Here is a 17,654-nt window from a genome sequence, read left to right as displayed (position 1 = left end):
TCGCCTCGGCACCACCGAAGACTCCGGCATCGACCTCTGACGGACCCCTAGTCGACGAATGGTCGGTTGTGGTTAGGCGATCTCAGCCGCTCCCGGGTTCGGTCCCGCCTTCGACTCTGCGGGTGCGTATCCAGTCGCGCATCACCGGCTGGGCGAACCGCAGATAGCCGTGCCGGGACGGTGCCGCGATGCCTGCGTCGATGAGGCGTTGCCTGTATACGCCCGCGTAGTTGCTGCTGACATGGCAGCGGTCGGCGAGCGTGCCTAGCTTGGACTCGGAGTCGTCTTGCGACATCGCAATGGCGAATTCGCGGTCCTTGTCGGACAGCGACCGCCACATGGGCTCGAACAGGTGCGTGACGATGGTGTTTTCCGCTGTCGCGATGCCCGCCCGCAGGTCGTCCACCGTGATCTCCCGATCCGGCTGCCTCGCATGCTCCCAAGCATGGAAGCCGACCAATTGGATCATGTACGGGTGCCCGCCAGTCGCGCTGGCTGCAATCCGGATCGCGTCGGCACTGACATGAACGCCTCGATCGACCAGCGGCCGTCGCAGGGCGCTCTGCGCTGCGGGCTGATCGAGCTGTGCGACCGTCTGGCGATTCATGCGCTGCAGAAAGGTAGGCACGCTGTGCTCTGCCAGCAGATCCTCGATGTGTGGCAGCGCAGCACCCAAGAAGACGACTCGATAGCCGTCTCGACGCAGCAGCTGTAGGACAGCACCGAACTCTCGCAACGAATCGGCGTCGGCACTGTGAAATTCGTCAATGCTGATGAGCAGGCCGCTATTCCGCTTCGCCATGGACTCGCAGAGCTCCTGCATGACGAACAGCAGGCGCGCATCCTCCGTGCGCTGCCCTTCGGTCGAGATATGAACGCCAGTGCCAGCGACCTGGACACCGCTGACACGCCTGAAAATCCTGCCGCTCTGTGTCTCTGGTAGAAGATTGAGCGACATCGCGGTGATGTCGTCGAGCCAGCCACCGATGCTGGCGTCATGCTTGATCACTGCCCACTTGCGTGCTTGAGCCGCCTCTTGAGCTGCGTTGAGCACCGCTGTCTTGCCAGCACCCCTGAAGCCGACGATGATCTGCGCGGACGCAGGATGGCTCGACGGTGACGTCAAGGCCGTCTCGATGCTCGCCATCACACCGTCCCGCCCCGCGAGCGTCGGCGGGGAAGCACCGAAACCTGGTGTGAACGGATTCGTGGAAGCCGCCATAGGAACCTCGCGACGTGAGCGTGTTTAGCATTGTATGTGATATTTTGTTTTGTTTATAGATTTTTGTTTCCTATGTAAATCGCCCGTGGGGTCGCCACACGACACAACACATCGACACGGGTGCCGGTGGCACGAGTGCCGCCGGATGACCCTCGGGCTCAGATGTCGAGGGCTTGGCCGTAGTTTCGGCTGTGCTCGATGATGAAATCTCGTCGAGGTGCGACGTCGGCGCCCATCATGACGGTGAAGGCGTCGTCTGCGCGTGCCTGAGCGCTGTGGGCTTCTCCAAGGCTGATCTTGCGCAGGACCCTGGTCTGCGGATTGAGCGTCGTCTCGAACAGCTCGTCGTCGTCCATCTCGCCGAGACCCTTGAACCGTGTGAGCCGGTACCTCCGGTTTGCTGCATCAAGCTCATCGACAAGCGCTGCCCGCTGTGCCTCTGAGTACACGAACTTCTTCTGCGTGCCGATGCTGAACGCATGCGTCGGCGGCTGCGCTGCGTACACCCGCCCGGCGGCCAGCAATGGCCGCATGTAGTGGTAGATGAGCGTCAGGACAAGGCACCGAATGTGGCTGCCGTCCACATCGGCGTCGGCGAGCAGGATGAGACGTTCGTAGCGGCATGCATCGAGGTCGAAGGCAGCACCTGAACCCGCACCGAGTGCCGTGAACAGCGCCGTGGCCTCTGCGTTGTCCAGAACCGCCTTCAGAGTTCCCTTGCTGGCATTGACGACCTTGCCTCGCAACGGCAGCACCGCTTGCCACGCGCTGTCGCGTGACCGCTTTGCCGGGCCGGCGGCGGAATCGCCTTCCACGATCAGCAACTCGCCGGCCGGATGCAGCCGGCAGTCAGCCAGCTTGTCCGGAAGTCCGTTATTGCCCAGTGATGCCGCCTTGCGCTTCTGATCGAGGGCTCGACGCGACTCCACACGGTTCACGACCGCATTGGCGAACTTGTCGATCAGCGCTCGCACATGGACCTTCTTCGAGCCCGCCGCGCTGCCGTCGAACCATGCACGCAACCCTTCGCGCACCACATTGGCCACGATCCGCTGCACCTGCGGAGTCCCCAGCTCGCGCTTGGTCTGGCCCCGGAACTGGGGTTCGGGAAGAGTGGCCCGCACCACGGCGACAAGCCCCTCTTGCGCATCCTCTCGCTGTGCACGGGCATCGTCGCGCAGGCGCCTCAGCTTGCGCGGGTCGGCCTCGGCCAGCGCTGCGTTCACCGCTGTCGTGAGTGCTCGTTCGAATCCCGCGATGTGCGTGCCGCCCTCGGGTGTCGGGATCGTGTTCACGAACCCGACAATGCGGCTGTCGTAGGCCTGCGTCCAGCGCAGTGCCACCTCGACATCGCACTGGCGCGTGACGTCGGTGAGCTTGCCGTCCACGGGCACCCGCTCGGTGAATTCCTCCGAGCCGGTCAGGCGGATGAGCCCGGTCACCGGTGCGTCATCGCCGCACAGCTTGTCGACGAAGTCTGCCAAGCCACCCGCTGAGACAACCTGCTCGACGACCGGCGGATCCGCCCGGCGGTCGGCCAGGGTGATCTTGACCTTGGGCACCAGGAAGCACACCTGTTCGATGCGTTCGCGCACCTCGTCGAAATCCACGACAGCCGACGGGTCGAAGATCCCCGTGTCGGGCCAGAACCGTACGCGAGTGCCCGTGCGTCCCGCCGACACCCGTCCGACCCGCTTGAGCTTGTGCCCGGCGCGGAAGCGGCCGGCGCTGTCGGTGTGTCCGGCAATTCGATCCTTGAATTCCAGGCGGTGGGTGACGCCCTTGCGGTTCACATCGACAACGAGGTGGCTCGACAGTGCGTTCACGACCGATGCTCCGACACCGTGCAGACCTCCCGAAGACCCATACGCCCCAGTGCCGAACTTCCCCCCGGCGTGCAACTCGGTGAACACCACTTCGAGAGCGGTGATGTTGTCGTGCTTGACGCCGACGGGGATCCCTCGACCCCGGTCGACGACCTCATAGGAGCCATCATCGTGCAGAGTGATCTCGATGCTGCGACCATGGCCAGCAGCAGCCTCGTCGACGGCATTGTCGATGATCTCCCACAGAAGGTGCACGAGACCTGTCGAGCCGGTGCTGCCGATGTACATCCCCGGCCGCTTGCGCACGGCTTCGAGACCTTCGAGCACCTCGATCGAGCTGGCATCGTAGGCAGCTGTGGCGCTGGGATCGCCAGCGGGTGCAGGGGGCTTTGACCTGGCATAGCGATCAGCTTCGTCTGCCATCGTGCGGGACGTTCCTTCCGTCGCTGCGCGGGAGTCTGTGCCAACCGGTGTGGGGGCCGCGGCCATCAGAATCGGTACTCCCCCAGCGTCACGATCCGGGTCTGCGCCCCTCGGGCTGCACCGTTGCGACGGGTCGACTCCAATTGCGGCCGCACTGGCGTCGGATCGGGCGACGAAATGTCGCCTTGGGGTGCCGTGATCGCCGCAACTTGCCGGTTCACGCCCACCCACGCGTAGGCCACTTGTGTCTCGAACCCTGACAATCGAACCGTCGGCGAGCCTGAGGTGCCTCGGCCGCGGGACGGGATGTCGGACATCTCCGTGACTTTCAGTGCCCCCTCATCGGTCACCTCCGCCACCAACGTGCCAAAGGCGATCGGCGCAGCCGCCAGCACCGTGGCCCCCGGCCGCAGCTTCATGCCCGTGACCCCGGCAGCGTTCGGCCCTCTCACCGTCACAGAATCGGCGGCGAATCGAAGCACGTGGCCCGTCGAGGCCACCATCGCGACTTCCCCTCCGTCCGGTGCCCCGAAGCCAGCCACGACGCGGTCCCCCTCGTTCAGCGAGATCACCGTGTTTCCACTGCGAATCGAGCCGAGTACAGCCGCATCGAGGCGCTTTGCGACGCCCCCTCGGGTGATGATCGCAATCGGTCCGCTGACATCGCCGAACAGTGCGACGGGTTGCTCGCCACGCGCCAACGAGAACATCTCGCGAACGGGCGCTCCCCTGCTGCCGCGCAGCATCTCAGGCACCGCTCGCACCTCCGTGCGAAGCACACGACCACGGTCGGTGATGAGGTGCACCGCATCGAGATCTGAAGCCGCCGCGGTGGCCACCAAGACGTCGTGGCGACCGGGCTTGGCGCTGAGCGGGTCCTCGGAATGGCGCCGACCAAGCAGGCCCGATGTCGAGAGCGTGATCACGCTCGTTCGCTCGGCCGTTTCGCGCTCTCCGTCGAATTCGAGCGCGCCTGCGGCATCGGCGTGAGGGGATGGCGGCACGAACTCAACGAGGTCGTCACGGTGCCGGATCTCTGTGCGACGCGGGATCGCGAACTCCTCCACCAGCTCGTCCAGCTCGCGCTCGACAATCGTCCGGCGTCGTGCGTCTGATTCGAGAATCCTGCGGTGCTGGGCAATAGCATCGCGTAACTCCCCCAATTCGTCCCGCAAGCGCTGGGTCTCGAGCGCGGTCAGCCGCCGCAGCTGCATGTCGAGGATGTGATTGGCCTGGATCTCGGTCAGGTCGAGACGGGCCATCAACTCAGTCCGTGCTGCAGTGACATCGGAAGCAGAGCGGATGATGGCGATGACCGTGTCGATGTTGTCGAGCGCGATGAGCAGACCAGCCACGATGTGCTCGCGCTCGAGCGCCCGGTCCAGCCGGTGCTGCGTCCGGCGGATGATGACATCGAGACGGTGCTCGATGTAGTGCTCGCACAACGCCCTCAGCCCGAGCTGGCGAGGCACGCCGTCCACCAGTGCCACGTTGTTGATGCCGAAGGTGTCCTCGAGCGGCGTGAGCGCCCAGAGCTGCGAGAGCACACCCTGGGCGTTGACACCAGGTCTGCATTCGATGACGAGGCGAAGCCCGTGGTTGCGGTCAGAGAGGTCGTTCACCGCTGCGACGCCCTCGATCCGGCCGCCTGCGGCCAATTCGCGGATCTTGGCCTGCACACGCTCGGGACCCACCATGTAGGGCAACTCGGTCACCACGATGCCGTCCCGCCTCGAGGTGATCGGCTCGATGTGAGCTTTTGCCCGGATCCGGATCGTGCCCCGGCCCGACTCGTACGCCTCGGCGAGGCCGTCGTCGACGATGACAGTGCCACCCGAGGGGAAGTCCGGTCCGCGAACCAGGCTCATCAGCTCTGCGGTTGTGGGCTTGGGCCGGCGTTGGCGCAGGACCAGCTTGATCGCCGACGCCACTTCGGCCAAGTTGTGCGGCGCCATGTTGGTGGCCATGCCCACGGCGATGCCGCTGGCGCCGTTCACGAGCAGATTCGGCAGCAGCGCCGGCAAGCACACAGGTTCGGTGCGCTCGCCGTCAAAGTTCGACACGAGGTCGACCGTGTCCTCATCGATGCCGGCCACCATCGTCATTGCCAGGGCGCTCAGGCGGGCCTCGGTATAGCGGTACGCAGCAGGCGGGTCGTCGAGGCTGCCGAAATTCCCTTTGGGCTCCACCAGCGGGGCGGACATCGCGAAGGCCTGGCCCATGCGGACCATTGCCTCGTAGATCGCGCCGTCGCCGTGAGGGTGGTACTTGCCCATCACCTCCCCCACCACACCGGCGGACTTGCGAAACGGCGTACCGGGGCGCAAGCCCAGGTCGTCCATGACGTACAGGATCCGGCGCTGTACCGGCTTGAGACCGTCGTGGACGTCCGGAATCGCCCGGGCTGTGGTGACCGAGAGCGCATAGGGCATGAACGAATCGCGCATCTCATCAGCGACATCCACGTCGTGGACCTCGCGGGCGATTGACGTTGGAGCAGTCGGACCGGCCATCAGCACCGATTCCTTTCTGTGGCTGGCCTTGCAGCGACTTGGGTGTTCTCGCGCGGCGAGCGCGCGACATCGCGGCCGAGGCGATCTGATTTGTCAGAGGACCATTTCGGCCGGCACTTGCGAGGGTACGACCCCTGTGCGTCTGCGCTGAGTCAATTGCGCTGGATCGGCTCAGTCGAGGCCCGCCTCTCGCTCTCATTGCCATTGGCGAGCCAGCAAGGACTACCCTCCGGCACGTGTCGGTGAGGCCTGCGGCGGGATTCGCTGCCCCCACGCAACGCTGCGTCGCCGGCACGCTGGCCGTGCCATCACCACAGCCGGTGCCCCCGCTGCGCACAGCGCAGGATGCCCGACGTGCGGAGCGACGATGAGCCGACGCATCGAGGTCGAACTGACAAGTCGACGCGACGACGGCTCGTGGACATGGCGCGCTGCGGGAGCCAAGCAGCCCAAAGGAACCCTCAACGGCGAACTGGTGCCGGCGGGCATTGCTGCGGGCGATGTCGTGCGGGTCGATGCCGACTTCGAGATCGACGGGATCACCGTCACTGCGGTGCTGCCGCCCAAGACCCGAAGCGGCAAGCCGGAATCCGAGCGGATCGAGTTGCTCGGACCGCCCGAGCGGGGAGGCGGCTCGGGCACGACATCCGGCGTGGGTGCGCGCCGAGGCGGCCGCAAACGCGATGGGGAGCGAACCGGTCAACGTGATGGCGATCGCGGACCACGCGCGCGGCGCAAGCCGCGCGGCGAGCGCTCCGATCGTGACGGCGCTCCCGAGGGGGCCACCGCGAAGCGCGGCAGCGCGCCAAAGCAACGCCGCCAGCGTGACAGGGACAATCGAGCGCCCCGGGGCCGATCCGCGGATCGCGCCAAGAGATCCGAGCGCTCCGCACCGAAGCCCGAAACCCCTGATCGCCCGCCTCGTCCCAAAGCTCGCAAGCTGCGTCCCGGCCGCAAGCATCGGGGTGCGCTGATTGCCTCCCTGCCTGCCGAGCAGCAGGTCGTAGCCGAACAGGTGGCGCGGGGAGGGCTTGCGGCAGTACGTACCGAAATCGACGCGCAGAATCAAAAAGCTGCGGCTGAAGGAAATCCAGAGGTCCCGGCCGAAGGCTTGATTTCGTTGGCAGAATCCCTCATCGGCCCGCTGCAATCTGCGGAGTGGCGCGACCGCGCCGACGCTGCAATCAGCCAGATCGAACAGCTCGACCTGCGAGATCTTCGCTCTGTTCTCGTCGCTGCGGAGGACTTCGCCCGAGACGCTGAGGCTCGCGAACTAGCAGACCGAATTCGAGACGGTCTCCACGATCGGCTCGAACGCAGTCAGCGTGAATGGCATGACGACCTGCGCTTGACGCTGACCGAAGGCCGCGTTGTGCGTGCACTGCGGCTGAGCTCTCGTCCGCCTAAGGCCGGTGCGCCCTTGCCGCCCGAGATCGCACAGGAGCTCACGGCCCAGGCCAACGCCGCGCTCGGCTCTGGGGCCTCGCAGCACCGGATCGCCGTGGTGCTCGAGGCAGTTGCTTACTCACCCATTCGGCCCTACGTCGTGCTCCCGAACATTCCAACCGAACCCGAGGCCGAGCTGCTCGAAGTCGTGCGCAGGATCGCAGACCGGCTGCCCGAAGTCGCCACGGCGCTAGGGATCGACCCCACGGCCGCTCGTCGGGGTGGCCGGCCACGCCGCGGCTCCAAGAAGCAGGCAGCCGCCGTACAGTCCAAGAAGGCCGACGCAGACCAACCCGAAGCCGACCCAGAGCACGCCGAACAAGCCGTAACAGACGCCGCCGAAGTTCCGATCGGCGACGCTTCTCCAGAGTCGAATGACACCCCACCGGAGGGGTCGGACGACGACTCAACTCCTGATGACGTGGCGGTCGAGGAAGTCGCGCATCCCGCCTGAGAGCGGGATCAGGCCGTCGCTGATCTCGTCAAAGCTGACGAAACGCGCATCTGCGGCGTCATCGCCGGCAATGGGCATCGCGTCAGGCTCGCAGCGAACGGCGTAGTCCAGGATCACGAAATGATTCGTCGCGCTGACGTGCTCAGTGGCACCGACAAGGTCACCGCACTCCACCGTCAGCCCCGTTTCTTCCGCCAGCTCTCGTTCCACGGCGGTGCGCAGGCGCTCCCCAGGCTCGACACGCCCCCCGGGAAACGCCCACATCCCAACCGCGGGCGGCCGGGCTCGCTCGACGAGCAGCACCGAGCGGCCCCGCACTGCGATGCCCCCGACGCAGATCTCTGGTCTTGGGCCCATCACTCCCCCGCATTCGCGGGCGGTTCACCTTCCAGCTTTCGGTGCAACACGAGAAGACGGGCAGTGAACCCGAAGGTCTCGAAGAAGTTCTTCGTGGCTCGGTTTCCCGGCAACGCCAACGCATCGATGCCGACACAGCTGTGTTCACCGCACCAGCCGAGAACTTCTGAAATGAGTGCCTCGCCGACTGCGACCTCTCGCGCACCTGGAGTCACGTACAAGTCAAGCACCCGACCGAGGAGCTCACCGGTTTGCAACACCTCGATGGCGGCGGTGGCATAGCCAACCGCAGTGCCGTCGATCGTGCCGATCCAGAGTTGCTGATCCGGGTCGCTCAAGGCGGCCTCAAGACTCATCTCGAACGGGCGAGGACGCACTTCCCGGCGCGACCAGACCCAGCCGCCACGTGCATCGACTTGCTCGGCAACGGCATCTGCGGCAAGACCAGCGAGCGCTTGGAGATCTCCCCGAACGGCGAGGCGGGCCGCTATGTCCATGGTGGCGGGCTCATGTGGCGCGGTCCATCAGGCGGGTTCGGCGGAGCGGCGGCGCACGGTGGCCTCCTCGGCGCCGAGACGCCCCAGCACGCCTTGCGACAGATCCACATGCGACAGCATCGCGGCGACGGCGCGATGGCCTGCCACTTCGGCGATCTGGCGGTACATCTCGGTCACGATGCGCCGGTAGTCGGTGTGCCCCTGCGGCTGGGACCGCAACTCGATCAGGTGCATCGCCTCGCGCGCGTTGAACTGCATGCTGTAGCGCACCCGGTACGCCATGGCAACTGCGTAGGAGGCTTCCAGCGGCCCTGCTGCTTCGACGAGTGCGTTGTACAGCTCCGTCGACAGCTCCATGACCTCGTCGTAGGCCTCTCCCCCGCCGACAGCGTCGACGAGGCTGGGCACGGCGTATCCGTGACGAGGTCCGAGCGGCTGCCATTCGATCGTCAGCAGGCGATGCCGCTGCAGGTCACGGAAGCTGCCGTAGTCGCCGAGCACGTCGAACCGGTAGTCGATTCGCTCGAGCGCCCGGCTGGGCCGGTGGCGGCGATTTGTGCGCTCACCGACATAGCGCTGCACCAGTTCCAGGCGCTGGGCCTCGGTCATCTCCCTCACTCGGGCGGTGATCTGTGTTTCGGGCAGGTCTGTGTAGGGGAACAGCATCGCCGCGAGCATCTTGTCTTCACCCACAGGGTCCCAATCGGTCAGGACAACCTCGGGCACCGGCCCGGGCGTCTCATCGGCGAACAGCTCGGCGGTGAATTCATCCATCGCGATGCGATTGGTCTCCAGGTAGTCCGACCACACGATCCCCCGGTCGGGCTGGTCGACACGGCGCAGGAAAGACGGGATGACCTTGCGAAGCTCCGTCAGCATCAACTGGGCGTAGCTGCGAGCCTCGGGCAACGGATGGGCTCTCATCCGCAGCAGCAGCGCCTCATAGGCCTGCCCGCTCCCGAAGATGCCGACGTTGGACAAGCTGGCCGCGGGAAGCAGCCCGCGGGCCGCGTCGAAGGCCTGCGCGCGGATGGCCCGGCGACGTGCCAGGTCGCCGCCCGCACCTGCGACGCTTGGCGAAGCGTCGTGATGGTCGGTCAGCCATGCGGTCATCCGGCGGACCATGTCGCCGTAGGCGTCGAACATGTGGTCGACGTCACCGATGTAGCGGGTTCCGGCGGACGATGTCATGACGCCGGGTGGCCGGTGATACCGGTACCGACCTTGGACACGCTCGTCGTAGGCGAGGTAACGGGTGGATTGCTCGAGGTACGACATCAGCCGTCCACGTTCGAGAATCTTGGTGAGCAGGTTGGAAGCCTGTTCGCACGCGAGATGCACAGCGCCGAGCTGAGCCACCGAATCGTCGCCATATTCCACGAACACGCGCTGGTAGAGCTGTTCGGCTCGTTCAACGCCGACGGTGGCGTCGATGGTCTCATCGCCGGAGATGTCGAGATCGTCGACAAACTCATCGAGGAGGAGCCGTCGCAAGGTCTTGTGCGTCCTCGAGTAGCGCGCGAACAGCGCCCCCTTCACCACCTCGGGAAGGTTGACGAGCGCGAAGACCGGCTGGCGCAGGTTGGTGACATAGCGCCGCAAGACGTCCTGCTCCCCAGGAGTGAAGGTCTCGGCGGTGTAGTGGATCACCGGCAGGTCCCGTCGCGTGGCTGCACTGGTGAGTGATGGTATGGCGCGCAGGACGGATGCCCGCGGATCAGAACACGATCACCGCAGCGTCTGGCCGGATCGAGACGGTCAACTCGCGGCATCTGCCCACTCGCTCACCGTCGAGCCACAGCCCCAACGGCCGGCCGAATCGGAATTCCGCGGTCACCAGACGTCGCATGGTGATGGCCGGATGCGGCAGGTGGGCTCCCGACCGCAGGCGCCGCCGCGCCAGCACTCGTTGTGCCAAGCCCAGCGCCGGTTGATCGATTCCCGTGGTGAGCACGTGCAGTCTCCCGTCGTTGGGATGGGCAGCGGGCGCGAGACGAAACTTCCCAGCAAGCTCGGCGCTCATTGCCGCTATGGCGGGTCCGCGCCACCACGAGTTGCGTGCAATGGCGTGAGCGCACGCCCAGCGGACCACCTCATCGGCCACCACCTCGATGAGGTCGATCGGTGCAGTCCGGGCGAACTCAGAACGCAGGCGTTCCGCTCCGCCCGCTGGTGCGCCCACCACTCGCCACAGGTCACCGCCGGTCACGCCGATCGGCGACGGTGGGCGATCCGCCGCTCGCTGGCAGGTGATCAACCTGCGCAGTTCCGCGTTGCTGCGGGCGATGGGTGCCCCCTCGGACAGCGTTGCGGCCGTTCCCCACGGCTGGTTGCGCTGAATCGTCATGGGAGCCTGCGGGTCCGGGTCAACACAGGAGCTGGGACGAAACCCTCTCCCGACGCCGCAGCAGCTGGCGTGCCCACGGGTTCGTCGGAGACCCGCGCCGCTGCTGCGACCACCCCGCGGTCGAGCGCCGAGCGTGTGTCAGCCGCTGTGCGTCGTGTGGCGCCGTTCGAAGCAACGTCTGCGATTCTGTCCACCAAGTCGATCAGCTGCCGCATCTGGCGAACGAAGTCACCTCCAGCAGGCGCGTCGCCGCCGGAGAGATCGCCCTGCCACAGCTCAATGTAGGTTGCGCCGGCCGCCCAAGCGTGTGCCGTTGCGAAGAACGAAGCGTCAGGCGGGCGAGAGGCCACCAGGTTGTGCTGGCGTTCGGCGCGGTTGATCTGTGCCGCCAGCTCAAAGATGAGCGCCGCCCGATCCCGGCACTCGTTGTCCGGATACCGGGGAGCAGGCGGCGGCAAGCTGCTTCGATGCTCGTAGATCAGCACCGAGACCAGGCCGGCCAGTCGAGCCGGTGCGACACCGTCGAACACGCCCTCACGCAGGCACAGCACCGTCAGCAAGTCCGATTCATGGAACACGGATTTCAAGCACTCCCCCGCCGGGGTGAGCGCCCAGCCGTCCGCGCAGCCGAAGATGTTCAATACCTCGTTGGTGGCATCGAGCTGCCGGGCCAGGCCCCCCTTGGCGAGATTGATCCGGTCCTTCAAGCGGCTGACCCGCGCTCCGGTTCGCTCGGCTTGTTGCTCTGCGTCGACAAGCGCTCGGTCCACGCGCCGGTCGGAGGGTTTGCCGCGTCGATGACGATGACCGCCCCGCGACCCTCCGCGCTGCGGGGCTTGTGTCTGCGGGCGAGCGCGGCCGCCGCCCATCGACCGCAGTCGTGCACGGGCTTCACGCAGCTCCCGGCGTTCGACTTCAAGCGCAGCGGTCCATTCGCCGACCCGCCGATCTGCCCGCCACTGGGCAAACGACCGTTGCAGCATCTCGACTGCCTCGTCGCGTGTTCGGTTGGCGATGAGGTTGGCAACCATGTTGTACGTCGGCCGGAACGAGGACTCAAGTTCGAAGTCGTTACTCGCAGCCAGGCGAGCCGTCTCGCCGAACGCCGTGTGCGGGTGCCACAGCGTGTAGGCGTAGCCAACCTCGTCGATCCCGCGGCGACCTGCACGGCCGGTGAGCTGGGTGTACTCGCCCGGCGTCAATGCGGCAAAGCCCTCTCCACGGAAGCGGCTGAGCTGGGAGATCACCACGGATCGGGCTGGCATGTTCACACCAACCGCCAGTGTCTCGGTCGCGAACACCACCGCGAGCAGCCCGGCAGCGAAACAGTCTTCGATTGCCTCCTTGAAGGCTGGTATCAGACCTGCGTGGTGGGCTGCGACGCCTGCGGTGAGGCCCTCGAGCCATTCGTCGTAGCCGAGCGCGTCGAGGTCGCCTGGTTCCAGGGACGCAGTGTGGGCTGCAGCGATCTGACGTACCCGGTCCTGCTGGGAAGCATCCAGAAAGGCCACGCCCTCTGCAGCGAGCGCCCGTGCGGCATCGTCGCAACCTTGGCGCGAGAACACAAAGATGATCGCGGGCAGCTTTGCGGTTGCGGCAAGGTGTTCCACGATCTCAGAGCGCCGGGGTCTCGCCGGTCGCACACCTGCCGCACGATGGCGACGGTGGCCTCCCGAACGGGAACGAGCCCGTTCCAGTAGCCGTTCGATCTCGGGATTGGAGTGACCATCCCGCAGGGTGGGCAAGTCCACGAGACGCCGACTGTGCCGCTCGAACAGCAGGTAGCGGTCTTCGAGGGGCACCGGCCGCTGCGTGCACACGACCGCCTCGCACCGGCCGGCAGTCGCTCCGATCCACGACGCCAGCTCGTACGCGTTGCTGACCGTGGCCGAGAGGCACACCAAGCGCATATGTGCAGGAATGCTGATAATGACTTCCTCCCAGACCGCCCCCCGGTACGGATCCTGCAGGTAGTGCACCTCGTCGAGCACCGCCACGCAGAATTGTGCGATGTGCGGCGAGCCAGCGTAGATCATGTTGCGCAGCACCTCAGTGGTCATGACGACCACGTCGGCTTCAGGGCGAACCACGTTGTCCCCGGTGAGCAGCCCCACACGTTCTGATCCCAACCATGAGCGCAGCTCGCGCAGCTTCTGGTTCGACAGGGCTTTGGTTGGCGTCGTGTACGCCGCACGCTTGCCGGCTTGCAGGGCCGCCGCGATCGCGTATTCGGCGACCAGCGTCTTGCCCGACGACGTCGGTGCGGCCACCAGCACCGAGTTGCCCCGATCAAGCGCTTCAAATGCCTCGATCTGAAAGCCGTCCGGCGAGATTCCCCGCGCCGCCAGCAGGTCGGCGAGCGGCGGCCGCTGCAGTGGCTTGGTGGCTTTGAGGCGTCGCCCGGCTAGATCCGCTTGATCGCCTGTTGCGCTCACGGGGAGGGGTCCGTGACGCCGGCCGCCTCTGTCTCGGATTCCTGTGCTCGACGGCGACCAAGTCGCCACCCCACAGACCCGCTGCGGCGTCGCACGATCAGAAGGCCAACCAGGATCGACAGCTCGTAGAACACGTAGAGCGGCACCGATAGTGCAGCGAGCGTGACAGGGTCACCAGACGGCGTGATGATCGCCGCACCGGCCACGATGCCGACGATGGCATAGCGACGAGCCCGGTTCAGCTGTCGCGGCGTCACCATGCCCGCCATCTGGAGGAAGACCAGCACGATCGGGAACTCGAAACCGATGCCGAAGGCCAGCATCATGAAGGTCACCAAGCCGAGGTACGAGCCAGGTCCGAGCAGCGGGTCGACGGCGTCGCCACTGACGGCGATCAGGAAGTCCAGCGCCCGCTCGAAGGTGAAATAGGCCAGCAGGGCACCGGCCGCAAAGAGCAGGAATCCCGCTATCACGAACGGCACCGCCCAGCGCTTCTCCCGGCGATCGAGTGCAGGGGTGATGAACCGCCACAGGTGCCACAGCAGCACCGGCATGGCCAGCACCACACCGAGATAGACCGACACCTTGATACGGGTACGAAAGCCCTCCAGCGGCGTCGTGATCACCAGGCTGCACGGACGATCGATCTCCTGAGCCTCCAGCACATTGCAGTACGGCGGCAGGAAGATCTCGGTAAGGAGCCAGTCGTAGACGATGAGCCCCGCCACCATGCCCACGCCGACTGCAACGACGCTCCAAATGAGCCGATTCCGCAGCTCACCGACGTGATCCCAGAAGCCCATCACCGCCGGCCGAGGCCGGCGCCGCCGCCAGAGCCTCACGCAGAGCCGTCGCTGGTCGAGCGATCCGCCGCCGGATCGGCCGCGTCGGGCTGGGAGGACTCGCCCTCACCCTGCCCACCGGGAGCCTCGGCTGGGTCTGCAGGCGTCGGCGGATTGGGCGACGATGCAGGTTCCACCTTCGGCGGCGACAGCGTGGCGTCCATCTCCTGACTAACGGTCGTCGAGAACTCCCGCACCTGCCGGAAGACGCGACCGATGCTGCGGATTGCGCCCGGCAAACGCGTGGGCCCCAGCACAATCAGGGCCACGAACGCGATGATCAGCACCTCGTTGGGCTGCAGGCTCACGGCTCGATGGTAGAACCCCGGCCCTGCGCGGCGGTTCTGCTTCGCTGCCGAGCGCACAGGCGTGGGTGGTCCCGGCGGCAGCGTTTCAGAACGGCAGCATCCGGCGGGCCGCCCACCGCACCACCATGCCGAGCGCGCGCTCGGCCGTGGCTTCGCGTACCGACGGCAGGTCCAGGCTGTCGATGGCGGTTCGAGCCCGAACGACGTCGGCGCGCACCGAAGCAGTTGTCTCGGTGATGGATGCCAGCCCCTCAGCGGTGGCTCGCAACTCGGCGGCCAGCCGCCGGATCATGAGCGTGCTGACGACAACGAGTACGCCGAACGCGACGGTCGGCAGCAGCCAGATCACCACCATGAGCCGAACCCTACGGCGCGACAGGCGACGGAAACGTTCGTCGTAAACCGCAGTACATCGGCCACATCTGGTGAGTTCCGCTGCACGCGGTATCCAAATTGGCACGATAGAGATGTGCTCCCGCAGCCGTTGCCGTCATTGCGCACGCCACCGATCACGTTCGCGCACCGGGGCGGGCGTGCTCATGGCCCCGACAATGCGCTTGAGACGTTCGCCTTGGCCCTGGACTTGGGAGCAACGGGCCTCGAGACCGACGTCTGGATGAGCCGGGATGGTCATCCGATGCTGGACCACGACGGTGTCGTCTGGCACCGGGGTGTTCGCCGTCCCTTCAGCTCATTCACCCGTGAACGCATCGGTCCCGACATCGGAACGCTCGCAGACATGTATCAGTCCTGCGGCACCGATTTCGAGCTCTCGGTTGACTTGAAAGACCCCGCGGCGGCTGACGCAGTCATCGAGGCCGCCCGATCCGCCGGGGCAGAAGACCGCCTGTGGCTATGCCACGCGGACTGGGAGCTGCTTGCCGAACTGCGCAACCGCACCACTGCACACATCGTCGACTCGACCCGGGTGCGACGAATGAAGGAAGGTCCGGAGCGCCGGGCGGCGGCAATGGCCGACAGCGGCATCGACGCCGTCAACCTCCCCGCCAAAGACTGGACCGGAGGACTCGCAGCGCTCTTCCACCGCTTCGAACGCCATTGCTTCGGGTGGGATGTCCAGCACATCCGCCTGGCCGCAGCACTGCGCGACATGGGCCTCGACGGCCTGTACGGCGACCACGTCGACCGGCTGCTCGCCGGTGTTATTTCACCGAGCGAACCAGCGGAAACGGCACCGGACGGCGACATCTGCGAGGCACAACTCGCCTGATCAGCCGCGCTGCCGGATCGGCCCCCCTCAACCCTGCATAGGCGGTCTTACAAACCACCGAACCGAGTGGGCGGCCAGAAGCGCGCGAACGCCCGCCCGACGATTTCGTTCTCGGGGATCGGTCCGAAGAAGCGACTGTCCTGGCTCGAGACCCGGTTGTCACCCATGACGAACACGTACCCAGCCGGAATCAGTCGCTGCGTGAAGCTGCTGGTGTACGTATCGGCCGGGAGGTAGTCCTCTGGCACCCGAACGCCGTCAACGATGAGCTGCCCACCTTCGGCCTCGATCGTCTGACCGCCGACAGCGACGACTCGCTTGACAAGTTCAGAGGTCTGCGGATGCCGCATCGCCTCGGGAGTCCGGAACACCACGATGTCGCCAGGGTCGGGCTCGCCGATGCGGTAACTGAGCTTGGATACCAACAGCCGGTCGCCGATCTCGAGCACCGGTTCCATCGACTCGGACGGGATGTAGAACGCCGCAATGAGAAACGTTCGCATCAGCAATGCGAGCGTCACCGCAGCCAGCAGGACCCACGCCCACGACAACAGGTTGCGTGTACGTCGGCTCATGGCCCGCCGGATACGCGGTTGGCGACCTCGTGGCCTCAGGCCGTCAGCTGGGTCGCAATCGCCGGGTTCGCCCGCAACGCTCATGGTGACGTCGCCAGCCAGGCTGCCGCCGCGCCCAGCCACTCGCACGCTTGGTGATCGCGTTCCAATGGGCGACCCATGGAAGTGACGCTCAGCCCGCTGCGGGCAAGCGCTTCACCGACCGCGGCCGGCTCCATGTTGATCGCCCGCTTTCCCAAAGTCTCAACCCATGCGGCATCACGTTTCGCACGGCGCGCCGGAACCGGCACGACGGTGCGTTCGGGTGCCAGCGCGGCCATGGCGCGGGCGTGATGGCTGACGCCGCGGTGCCGTTCTCGCTCGTCGGCCGATGATGCGCGCACTGCCAGCGCGGTCGCTGCGCCAAGACCCTCCAGCACGGCGGCGTGACCAACGAGATCCAGCGCCGAGAAGCCCAGGGGGCTCGCGGTGCCGAGATGTCCAGGTCCCGGCGCGACGACGATACGGTCGATGTTCTGGCGCGCCAATGCTGCGACCCCGGAGGCAACTGTGACCGACTCGATCGGCGCACCGAAGGCCTGCCCGGCGCTCACAGCTGTCGCGATCGTGCCCCGCTCAAGGCTCGCGGCCGCAAGATCGCTCAGAACGAACGGCAGCGCCCCGCCGTCGGTCATGACATAGCCCGGTGCAACGCCGACGGCATCGCGCACCGTGGCGGCCAGCGCCAGTGCATGGCTGTGCAGCACGCACAGCACGACCCGGACGCCAGCCAGAGACGGCAGCACGGTCACGTCAAGGTGATCGGGAGCAATGCCCGCAGCTTCCTCGAACGCATCGACCGGCATCTGCTCGGCGAGATACCGGGCTTTCATGACCCGGCCCGGGACGTCAGTACCGGCATAGGGCGCGCTCAGGTTCGTGTGGACGACATGCGCCCCCCCGCTGCCGAGGTCCAACTCCAGCGCCGAGGCATTCACGAGCAACTCATCGCCGACCCCCACCGGGCCGCACAGATCAGTGAGGGCATACGCCTCGCTGCCGTCAGACAGGGTCATTCGCTGCAGCCCGGGTCTCACATCACGCACCTCGGTGGCTCGCAGGCGCGCAAAGCGCGGCATCTGCTGCCCTCAGCCAGCTGCGTGTCGGCGCGGGACTGCGTTGCAGCGCGGATTCTGGCG

General features: G+C 66.2%; 15 protein-coding genes. 2 read left to right on the top strand and 13 right to left on the bottom strand.

Features of this window, described 5'->3' with window-relative positions; translation table 11 throughout:
• Positions 1 to 82: 82 nt before the first annotated feature.
• The 3 genes from ACPXYO_RS15350 to ACPXYO_RS15340 form a co-directional block, all read right to left on the bottom strand.
• Complete coding sequence (locus ACPXYO_RS15350) at positions 83 to 1,222, bottom strand: AAA family ATPase (RefSeq protein ID WP_423922293.1); 1,140 nt, start codon at positions 1,220 to 1,222, stop codon at positions 83 to 85.
• A gap of 158 nt (positions 1,223 to 1,380) precedes the next feature.
• A complete protein-coding gene (locus ACPXYO_RS15345; RefSeq protein ID WP_423922291.1) occupies positions 1,381 to 3,471 on the bottom strand; it encodes a DNA gyrase/topoisomerase IV subunit B in 2,091 nt (696 codons plus the stop codon).
• A gap of 65 nt (positions 3,472 to 3,536) precedes the next feature.
• A complete protein-coding gene (locus ACPXYO_RS15340) occupies positions 3,537 to 5,984 on the bottom strand; it encodes a DNA gyrase/topoisomerase IV subunit A (RefSeq protein ID WP_423922288.1) in 2,448 nt (815 codons plus the stop codon).
• 367 nt (positions 5,985 to 6,351) lie between these two features.
• On the opposite strand from ACPXYO_RS15340, the gene ACPXYO_RS15335 reads away from it, so the two are divergent.
• The gene (locus ACPXYO_RS15335) at positions 6,352 to 7,884 is read left to right on the top strand and encodes a hypothetical protein (RefSeq protein WP_423922285.1); all 1,533 of its coding nucleotides are present in this window, start codon (positions 6,352 to 6,354) and stop codon (positions 7,882 to 7,884) included.
• Here ACPXYO_RS15335 and ACPXYO_RS15330 read toward each other — a convergent pair.
• From ACPXYO_RS15330 to ACPXYO_RS15295, 8 genes are all read right to left on the bottom strand, one after another.
• On the bottom strand, positions 7,837 to 8,241 hold the full coding sequence (locus tag ACPXYO_RS15330; protein WP_423922282.1) for an NUDIX hydrolase: 405 nt from the start codon (positions 8,239 to 8,241) through the stop codon (positions 7,837 to 7,839). The two genes, ACPXYO_RS15335 and ACPXYO_RS15330, sit on opposite strands and share 48 nt — an antisense overlap.
• Complete coding sequence (locus ACPXYO_RS15325; RefSeq protein WP_423922279.1) at positions 8,241 to 8,738, bottom strand: N-acetyltransferase family protein; 498 nt, start codon at positions 8,736 to 8,738, stop codon at positions 8,241 to 8,243. Before ACPXYO_RS15325 ends, ACPXYO_RS15330 begins: the two co-directional genes overlap by 1 nt.
• Positions 8,739 to 8,765: 27 nt before the next feature.
• Positions 8,766 to 10,388 (bottom strand): FAD-dependent thymidylate synthase, encoded by a 1,623-nt coding sequence (locus tag ACPXYO_RS15320; RefSeq protein ID WP_423922276.1) that lies wholly within the window; start codon positions 10,386 to 10,388, stop codon positions 8,766 to 8,768.
• 67 nt (positions 10,389 to 10,455) lie between these two features.
• Positions 10,456 to 11,085 carry a hypothetical protein gene (locus tag ACPXYO_RS15315; RefSeq protein WP_423922274.1) on the bottom strand — a complete coding sequence of 210 codons (630 nt, stop codon included), beginning with the start codon at positions 11,083 to 11,085 and terminating at the stop codon, positions 10,456 to 10,458.
• A complete protein-coding gene (locus tag ACPXYO_RS15310) occupies positions 11,082 to 13,520 on the bottom strand; it encodes a DEAD/DEAH box helicase (RefSeq protein ID WP_423922272.1) in 2,439 nt (812 codons plus the stop codon). The genes ACPXYO_RS15315 and ACPXYO_RS15310 overlap by 4 nt, the downstream gene beginning before the upstream one ends.
• Complete coding sequence (tatC, locus tag ACPXYO_RS15305; RefSeq protein ID WP_423922269.1) at positions 13,517 to 14,362, bottom strand: twin-arginine translocase subunit TatC; 846 nt, start codon at positions 14,360 to 14,362, stop codon at positions 13,517 to 13,519. The genes ACPXYO_RS15310 and tatC overlap by 4 nt, the downstream gene beginning before the upstream one ends.
• Positions 14,359 to 14,670 (bottom strand): Sec-independent protein translocase subunit TatA/TatB, encoded by a 312-nt coding sequence (locus ACPXYO_RS15300; RefSeq protein WP_423922266.1) that lies wholly within the window; start codon positions 14,668 to 14,670, stop codon positions 14,359 to 14,361. The genes tatC and ACPXYO_RS15300 overlap by 4 nt, the downstream gene beginning before the upstream one ends.
• 85 nt (positions 14,671 to 14,755) lie before the next feature.
• Positions 14,756 to 15,025 (bottom strand): hypothetical protein, encoded by a 270-nt coding sequence (locus ACPXYO_RS15295; RefSeq protein ID WP_423922263.1) that lies wholly within the window; start codon positions 15,023 to 15,025, stop codon positions 14,756 to 14,758.
• 114 nt (positions 15,026 to 15,139) lie between these two features.
• On the opposite strand from ACPXYO_RS15295, the gene ACPXYO_RS15290 reads away from it, so the two are divergent.
• Positions 15,140 to 15,901, top strand: a complete 762-nt coding sequence (locus ACPXYO_RS15290) for a glycerophosphodiester phosphodiesterase (RefSeq protein WP_423922260.1) — start codon at positions 15,140 to 15,142, stop codon at positions 15,899 to 15,901.
• Between the two features lie 47 nt (positions 15,902 to 15,948).
• On the opposite strand, the gene lepB is transcribed toward ACPXYO_RS15290, so the two are convergent.
• Together lepB and ACPXYO_RS15280 are read right to left on the bottom strand one after the other, a co-directional pair.
• A complete protein-coding gene (lepB, locus tag ACPXYO_RS15285) occupies positions 15,949 to 16,476 on the bottom strand; it encodes a signal peptidase I (RefSeq protein ID WP_423922258.1) in 528 nt (175 codons plus the stop codon).
• An 80-nt stretch (positions 16,477 to 16,556) separates the two neighbouring features.
• Complete coding sequence (locus ACPXYO_RS15280) at positions 16,557 to 17,594, bottom strand: DUF3866 family protein (RefSeq protein ID WP_423922256.1); 1,038 nt, start codon at positions 17,592 to 17,594, stop codon at positions 16,557 to 16,559.
• Positions 17,595 to 17,654 lie beyond the last annotated feature (60 nt).

The sequence above is a fragment of the Candidatus Poriferisodalis sp. genome, assembly GCF_965237655.1.
Lineage (GTDB): Bacteria > Actinomycetota > Acidimicrobiia > Acidimicrobiales > Poriferisodalaceae > Poriferisodalis.
This window is presented reverse-complemented; position numbering and strand designations above follow the sequence as displayed.

Excerpts from the sequence above, each read along its gene's own strand:
- ACPXYO_RS15350 (WP_423922293.1), bottom strand. The coding sequence starts at position 1,222 with ATGGCGGCTTCCACGAATCCGTTCACACCAGGTTTCGGTGCTTCCCCG.
- ACPXYO_RS15345 (WP_423922291.1), bottom strand. The coding sequence starts at position 3,471 with ATGGCAGACGAAGCTGATCGCTATGCCAGGTCAAAGCCCCCTGCACCC.
- ACPXYO_RS15340 (WP_423922288.1), bottom strand. The coding sequence starts at position 5,984 with ATGGCCGGTCCGACTGCTCCAACGTCAATCGCCCGCGAGGTCCACGAC.
- ACPXYO_RS15335 (WP_423922285.1), top strand. The coding sequence starts at position 6,352 with ATGAGCCGACGCATCGAGGTCGAACTGACAAGTCGACGCGACGACGGC.
- ACPXYO_RS15330 (WP_423922282.1), bottom strand. The coding sequence starts at position 8,241 with ATGGGCCCAAGACCAGAGATCTGCGTCGGGGGCATCGCAGTGCGGGGC.
- ACPXYO_RS15325 (WP_423922279.1), bottom strand. The coding sequence starts at position 8,738 with ATGGACATAGCGGCCCGCCTCGCCGTTCGGGGAGATCTCCAAGCGCTC.
- ACPXYO_RS15315 (WP_423922274.1), bottom strand. The coding sequence starts at position 11,085 with ATGACGATTCAGCGCAACCAGCCGTGGGGAACGGCCGCAACGCTGTCC.
- ACPXYO_RS15295 (WP_423922263.1), bottom strand. The coding sequence starts at position 15,025 with ATGGTGGTGATCTGGCTGCTGCCGACCGTCGCGTTCGGCGTACTCGTT.
- lepB (WP_423922258.1), bottom strand. The coding sequence starts at position 16,476 with ATGAGCCGACGTACACGCAACCTGTTGTCGTGGGCGTGGGTCCTGCTG.
- ACPXYO_RS15280 (WP_423922256.1), bottom strand. The coding sequence starts at position 17,594 with ATGCCGCGCTTTGCGCGCCTGCGAGCCACCGAGGTGCGTGATGTGAGA.